Genomic DNA, 6,352 nt, shown 5'->3' with positions numbered 1-6,352 from the left:
CGAGGAGGCGCGCGCCTTCGTGCTCGAGGCGCTGCGTCGCGGCTTTCCGCGCGAGGCGAGCTTCTGCATGCGGCTCAAGGAGGGCGGCGCGTTGATCGGCGGGATCGGATGGCGAGAGGCGGGCGCCGACGAGGTCGAGCTCGGCTATTGGCTGGGCGGTGACCATCGCGGCGTCGGTCTCGCGACCGAGGCCGCCCGGGCGGCCCTGGAGGCGGCGTTCGAGACCACCGGAGCCGCGACCGTGAAGGCGTGCTGCCGGCCTATAAACTCGGCTTCGCGCGGCGTGCTGGAGCGATGCGGCTTCCAGTGGGCGGGCGCGGGCCACATGCGGGCGCAGACATCCGGCGGGCCCGTCCCCGTCGACCGGTTCCGGCTGGAGCGCGAGGTGTTCTTCTCGCTCAAGGCCTGGGGGGAGGCGGCGATCCGCACCGGGCAGGCGCCCGGGCCCTCCGCCCGGCGCCCTGTCGCTCTCGGCTGAACCGGCCTACATCAAACGCTGGCGCGCGACGCCGAAACGACTGGACCGATCATGAAATTCCTCGACCAGGCCAAGATCTATGTGCGCTCCGGCGACGGCGGCGCCGGCTGCGTCTCCTTCCGGCGCGAGAAGTTCATCGAGTTCGGCGGTCCTGACGGCGGCGACGGCGGGCGCGGCGGCGACGTCATCATCGAGTGCGTCAACGGCCTCAACACGTTGATCGACTACCGGTTCAAGCAGCATTTCAAGGCCAAGACCGGCGTCCACGGCATGGGCAAGAACCGCACCGGCGCGAACGGGGCCGACGTGGTGCTCAAGGTGCCGGTCGGCACGCAGGTGCTGGACGAGGACGAGGAGACGCTGCTCGCCGACCTGACCGAGGTCGGCCAGCGCATCGTGCTCGCCAAGGGCGGCAATGGCGGCTTCGGAAACGCCTATTTCAAGACCTCGACCAACCAGGCGCCGCGGCGCGCAAATCCCGGCCAGGAGGGCGAGGAGCGCTGGATCTGGCTGCGGCTGAAGCTGATCGCCGACGCTGGCCTGGTTGGGCTGCCCAACGCCGGCAAGTCCACCTTCCTGGCGGCGGTCTCCGCCGCCAAGCCCAAGATCGCGGACTATCCGTTCACGACCCTGCACCCGAACCTCGGCGTGGTCGGCATCGACGGACGCGAATTCGTGATGGCTGACATTCCGGGCCTGATCGAGGGCGCGCATGAGGGGGTCGGGCTCGGCGACCGCTTCCTGGGGCATGTCGAGCGCTGCCGGGTGCTGCTGCACCTCGTCGACGGAACCTGCGAGCACGCCGGCGAGGCCTACAAGGTGGTGCGCGGCGAACTCGAGGCCTATGGCGGCGGGCTGACCGACAAGCCCGAGATTGTCGCGCTGTCGAAGGCCGACGCGCTGTCGCCCGAGCTCCGCAAGGAGCAGCTCGCCCGCCTGAAGCGGGCTGCGAAGCAGACGCCGATCGCGCTCTCCTCGCTGTCGCGCGAGGCGGTCGAGGACACGCTGCGTCGGCTGCTCGCCGTCATCGACGAGGCGAAGCGGCAGGAGGCTGCGGAAGCCATGCCGAAGATCGCCGAGGAGGCCTGGCGGCCCTAGCGGCGACGTCGGCCTGGCTGAGGGGGAAGCCCATCTCGGCGACCGCCGCTCCCGCGTCTTCTTGCCCTCTTATTCTGATCGACTGACAACATCTAAGTCGTCGACAGCTCTATTCTATGCGCCTAGCCTCCTGAGCTTGCCCATGGCGGGTCTCACAGGAGCTCTGTGCAATCATGCCGATCATCTCAAGCGACTACGACGCCGGCAATGCGGACGGCTACACGATCAGTGGCTTCAACGTGCATCTCACCATCAAGTCGGGCGTGACGCTGACGACCAGCGCTGGCTATTCGGGCGTCAACATGGGGAGCGGCGGCTTCAGCTGGGTCCAGAATGACGGAGTCATCAACGCTGGCGGGGGAATAACGACCCAAGGCTCCGAGTCATATATCTGGAACAGCGCTTCCGGCCGGATTTTTGCTTATAACGGAATATACTGCGCTGGGTCCGGAAGTGATATTATAAATGACGGAAATATAGTCGTAGCAGGGTGGGGCGTCTCCATATCAGCTGCTAGCGGCACATACGTCTCAAACAGCGGTTCGATCACTGGTTCTACAGGTATAATCAGCCAGAACTCGACCGGAATTAACATATCAAATTCCGGAATCGTGCGTGGGGCAGGCTACTCGGTTCTTGTGTATAGCGGCGAGACGGTGCGGCTCACCAACAGCGGCACGCTCGAGGGACATGCCTCCTTCAGTAACGCCAGCACGACGTTCCGCAACGCCGGTCACGTCGAGGGGTCCGTAGCGATGTCAGGGGCCGGCGGAAATGTTTTCGACGGCCGCGGCGAACGGTCAGCGGCTCGATCGCGAGCGGCGCGGGCGCGGACTGGCTGATTGCGGGGAATGACGGCGCCTTGATCAGCGGCGGCGGAGGAAACGACACGATCAGCGGCGGCGCCGGGATCGACTTCCTCGACGGCGGCGATGGTCTCGACACGCTCGATTTCGCCTTCTCGACATTCGGCGTGACGATCAATCTGGCCAACGAGGGCGGCTATGGAGACACCTATTTGGGGTTCGAGAACGTCTCCGGCTCGGGCTTCGCGGACACGCTGCGCGGCGACGGCGGAGCGAACGCGCTGAGCGGCCAGGCCGGCGCGGACAAGCTCTATGGCTTCGCCGGAAACGACACGCTGGACGGCGGCAGAGGCGCGGACCGCATGGAGGGGGGCGGCGGCGCCGACACCTACTATGTCGACAATGCCGGCGACGTGGTCGTCGAAGCCAACGTCGCCGGGGTCGACACGGTGAACGCCTCCGTCACGTTCTCGCTCGGGCAGTATGTCGAGAACCTGGTCCTGACCGGGTCGGGCGCCATCAACGGATCAGGCAACGCCATGGCGAACCGGCTCACCGGCAACGCCGGAGCGAACGACCTCGACGGCGGCGCCGGCGCGGACACCATGACCGGCGGCCTCGGCGACGACGACTACTATGTCGATAACGCCGGCGACCGGGTCATCGAGACCAAGGACCAGGGCCTCGACCGGGTCTATTCCTCCGTCACCTTCTCGCTCGCGGGCCAGCACGTCGAACGCCTCGCCCTGACCGGGTTGGCGAACGTCAACGGCACGGGCAACAGCCTCGACAACCAGCTGGTCGGAAACGGGGGGTCGAACGTGCTCGACGGCGGCGGCGGCAAGGATCGCCTCGCCGGCGGGGCGGGCGCCGACACTTTCGCCTTCACGACCGCAATCAAGGCCTCGAACGTCGACACCATCACGGACTTCGTGGCGGCGGACGATACGATCCGGCTGGAGAACGGCGTGTTCGTCGGGCTCGCGACCGGAGCGCTCGCGGCCGGCGCGTTCTACGTCGGGGCGGCCGCGCACGACGCCGACGACCGCATCATCTACGATCAGGCGTCGGGCTCGCTGTTCTTCGACCGCGACGGGACGGGGGGCGCCTATGCGGCCGTCCGCTTCGCGATCCTGGAGAACCAGACCGCCATCACGGCGGCCGACTTCGTAGTGGTCTGAGGTCGCGCGGATGGTCCCGGCCGCGCTTGGCCGGGACCATCCGCGAGCCGCTCAGGCCGCGAGCGCTTCCGCGCTGGCGTCAGCCGCCTCGAGCGCGATCGCCGCGGAGGCGATGATCGCGGCGAAACGCACGGCGGTCTGGATCTTGTCGCTGCCGACGCCGGCCTTGCGCAGCGTCTCCTCATGCGCGTCGATGCACATGCCGCAGCCGTTCATCGCCGAGATCGCGATCGACCACAGCTCGAAGTCGACCTTGTCGACGCCGGGATTGCCGATGACGTTCATGCGCAGCTTCGCCGGCATGGACTGGTAGTCCTTGTTCGCCGCGAGGTGGACGAAGCGATAGTAGACGTTGTTCATCCCCATGATCGCCGCCGCCGACTTGGCGGCCGAGAGCGCTGCGGGGGAGAGCTTCGGCGCGGCCTCGCCGATCAGCGCGTCGCGCAGCTGCGGGTTGCGGGAGGCGATGCCGCAGGCGACGAACAGGCCGTATTTCTGCTGGTCGGTCAGCGTCTCGTCGCCGGCCATCGAGGACAGGTTGAGACGGACGTCCTTGGCGAAGTCAGGGATCGCCTGCTTCAGCGCTTCGATCGACATGACGGTGTCCTCAGAGTGCGTGAACCGGAACCCGCGCGCGCTCGCGGCGCGCGCGGGGCAGGGAGCGTCGAGGGCCGGATCAGGCGGCCTTCAGCGTCTCGCCGCCGACCTGGCGGTTGCACGGGCAGAGCTCGTCGGTCTGCAGCGCGTCGAGCACGCGGAGCGTGTCCTTCGGCGCGCGGCCGACATTGAGGTTGGTCGCGTAGACGTGCTGGATCACGTTGTCCGGGTCCACGACGAAGGTGTAGCGGTACGGCACGCCATCCGCGGAGCGGACGCCGAGGCCGTCGATCAGCGAGCCGTTGGTGTCGGCGAACGACCAGATCGGCAGCTTGTCGAGGTCGGCGTGGTTGCGCCGCCAGGCGAGCTTGCAGAACTCGTTGTCGGCCGAGCCGCCGAGCACGACCGCGTCGCGGTCCTCGAAGTCGGAGGCGAGGCGCGCGAACTCGGCGATCTCGGTCGGGCACACGAAGGTGAAGTCCTTCGGGTAGAAGAAGATGATCTTCCACTTGCCCGGGAAGCTCTCCGCCGTGATCGGCTCGAACGCCGAAACCCCGTTCTCCTCGTGATTGTTGAAGCCGGGCTTCACGCCCGTGACGGTGAAGTCGGGAAGCTTGTCGCCAATGCCCAGCATGTGTCCGCTCCGAATAGGGTCCTGAACGATGTCCGGGCCGCGCGCGCTTGGGGTCGCGCCGCCGCCGGCCGCTCGCCCTCCGGCTCGCATGCGCGCGAGCAGTAATCCAACCGATAAAACGGAAGTGTTGGATCGGTTTTTTCGATAACTTCGCCGGCGCGCCTTTCGCGCCTTGATTCCCAGGAGTTTGCGCGGTGCTGAACGTGAGCCTCCGCCAGCTGCGATATTTTGTAGCTCTTGCGGAAACGGCCTCCTTCTCGAAGGCGGCGCGGCGGGTGGGGGTCAGCCAGTCCACGCTCAGCGGCGCCATCCAGGAGATGGAGACGGAGCTCGGCGCCCGACTGGCGGAACGTGCGGGCCGCCGATTCGAGCTCACCGCCGAGGGCGCGCTGCTCGCGGCGAGGGCCTCGGAGATCCTCGCCGAGGTCGAGGACCTGCCGGCGCTGCTCGCCCGGGCCGGCAGACCGCTGACGTCGCGGCTGAAGCTCGGCGTCATCCCCTCGGTCGCGCCGTTCCTGCTGCCGCGCGCCCTGCCCAGCATCCGCGGCGCGTTCCCCGAACTGGCGATCTCGGTGCGCGAGGGCCTGAGCCGCTCACTGATCGCCGACATCCGCACCGGCGAGCTCGACGCCGCGATCATCGCGCTGCCTTTCACGGCGCGGGGCCTCGCGGTCGAGCCGTTCTGGCGCGACCGGTTCCTGCTCGCCGTGAACAGCCGCCACAGGCTGGCGCAGCGCGGGGAGATCGCGGCGGAGGAACTCGCCGAGGAGCGGGTGCTGCTGCTCGAGCCCGGGCACTGCCTGCGCGACCAGGTGCTGTCGCTGACCGGCGCGAGCTTCGCCCATGAGGGCGGCGACCTGAAGGCGATGAGCCTGATGACGCTGGTGCAGATGGCGGCGAACGACCTCGGCGTCACCTTCCTGCCGGAGATCGCGGTCGCGGCCGGCATCGCAGAGGGCGCGCCGCTGGCGCTGATCCCGTGCCGCGGCGAACGCTCCTCGCGCGAACTCGCGCTGATCTGGCGGGAGCGCGCGAGCCGCGCCCCCGAGTACCATGTGCTGGCCCGCCATCTGGGCGAACTGTGCAGGGCGCATTTCGGCGGCGCCGACGGCGGCGGAACGCGCGCGGAGTGATCCCGGACGAGCGGCCGCTTGAAACCGGCCCCGCTTCTAACCTATCGATCCCGCGACCCGTGACGGCGCGCCGCCCGCCGTCCTCCAGCAGAAAACCTTTCCCGTGACCGCGCCCTCGCTCGCCTCCTTCCGCCGCATCGTCGTCAAGATCGGCTCCGCGCTGCTGGTCGATCGCGAGGCGGGCGCGCTGAAGCGCGACTGGCTGGAAAGCCTCGCGGCCGATCTCGCCCGCCACGCCGCGCGCGGCGCGGAGATCATCGTTGTCTCCTCCGGCTCGATCGCGCTCGGCCGGACCGTGCTGGGCTTCCCCGGCGGCGCGCTGCGGCTCGAGGACATTGTGCGGCTCGATCCCGCGTTCATGGACCAGCCAGGCGAGCGTCTCGGCCGCACCATAGGCGCTGTCGGCTGCCAGCCGCTCGGGCCAG

General features: G+C 68.4%; 7 protein-coding genes and 1 pseudogene. 6 read left to right on the top strand and 2 right to left on the bottom strand.

Annotation, left to right across the window (positions count from 1 at the left end):
- From ACIKT0_RS11345 to ACIKT0_RS11330, 4 genes are all read left to right on the top strand, one after another.
- The coding region (locus tag ACIKT0_RS11345) for a GNAT family N-acetyltransferase (protein WP_407105450.1) at nucleotides 1-478 on the top strand (478 nt) is incomplete at its 5' end.
- A gap of 51 nt (nucleotides 479-529) precedes the next feature.
- Nucleotides 530-1,576 (top strand): GTPase ObgE, encoded by a 1,047-nt coding sequence (obgE, locus tag ACIKT0_RS11340; protein ID WP_407105449.1) that lies wholly within the window; start codon nucleotides 530-532, stop codon nucleotides 1,574-1,576.
- 173 nt (nucleotides 1,577-1,749) lie between these two features.
- Nucleotides 1,750-2,418: a hypothetical protein gene (locus ACIKT0_RS11335; protein ID WP_407105448.1), complete on the top strand. Its 669-nt coding sequence runs from the start codon at nucleotides 1,750-1,752 to the stop codon at nucleotides 2,416-2,418.
- A 20-nt stretch (nucleotides 2,419-2,438) separates the two neighbouring features.
- Nucleotides 2,439-3,563, top strand: coding sequence for a calcium-binding protein (locus ACIKT0_RS11330; protein WP_407105447.1), 1,125 nt, complete (start codon nucleotides 2,439-2,441; stop codon nucleotides 3,561-3,563).
- A gap of 51 nt (nucleotides 3,564-3,614) precedes the next feature.
- Here the strand turns inward: ACIKT0_RS11330 and ahpD are convergent, their stop codons facing one another.
- Both ahpD and ACIKT0_RS11320 read right to left on the bottom strand, forming a co-directional pair.
- Nucleotides 3,615-4,160: an alkylhydroperoxidase, AhpD family gene (gene ahpD / locus ACIKT0_RS11325; protein ID WP_407105446.1), complete on the bottom strand. Its 546-nt coding sequence runs from the start codon at nucleotides 4,158-4,160 to the stop codon at nucleotides 3,615-3,617.
- Between the two features lie 79 nt (nucleotides 4,161-4,239).
- Nucleotides 4,240-4,794, bottom strand: a complete 555-nt coding sequence (locus ACIKT0_RS11320; RefSeq protein ID WP_183395265.1) for a peroxiredoxin — start codon at nucleotides 4,792-4,794, stop codon at nucleotides 4,240-4,242.
- Nucleotides 4,795-4,988: 194 nt separating this feature from the next.
- Between ACIKT0_RS11320 and ACIKT0_RS11315 the strand changes: the two genes are divergently transcribed.
- Together ACIKT0_RS11315 and ACIKT0_RS11310 are read left to right on the top strand one after the other, a co-directional pair.
- The gene (locus ACIKT0_RS11315) at nucleotides 4,989-5,927 is read left to right on the top strand and encodes a hydrogen peroxide-inducible genes activator (protein WP_407105445.1); all 939 of its coding nucleotides are present in this window, start codon (nucleotides 4,989-4,991) and stop codon (nucleotides 5,925-5,927) included.
- A gap of 103 nt (nucleotides 5,928-6,030) precedes the next feature.
- Nucleotides 6,031-6,261, top strand: a pseudogene (locus ACIKT0_RS11310) (amino acid kinase family protein); the annotation flags it as partial.
- Between the last annotated feature and the right edge of the window lie 91 nt (nucleotides 6,262-6,352).

Source organism: Hansschlegelia beijingensis, from assembly GCF_045505405.1.
GTDB classification, from domain to species: domain Bacteria; phylum Pseudomonadota; class Alphaproteobacteria; order Rhizobiales; family Methylopilaceae; genus Methylopila; species Methylopila beijingensis_A.
The sequence above is the reverse complement of the archived record's forward strand: the minus strand, read 5'-3'. Positions and strand labels throughout refer to the sequence as shown.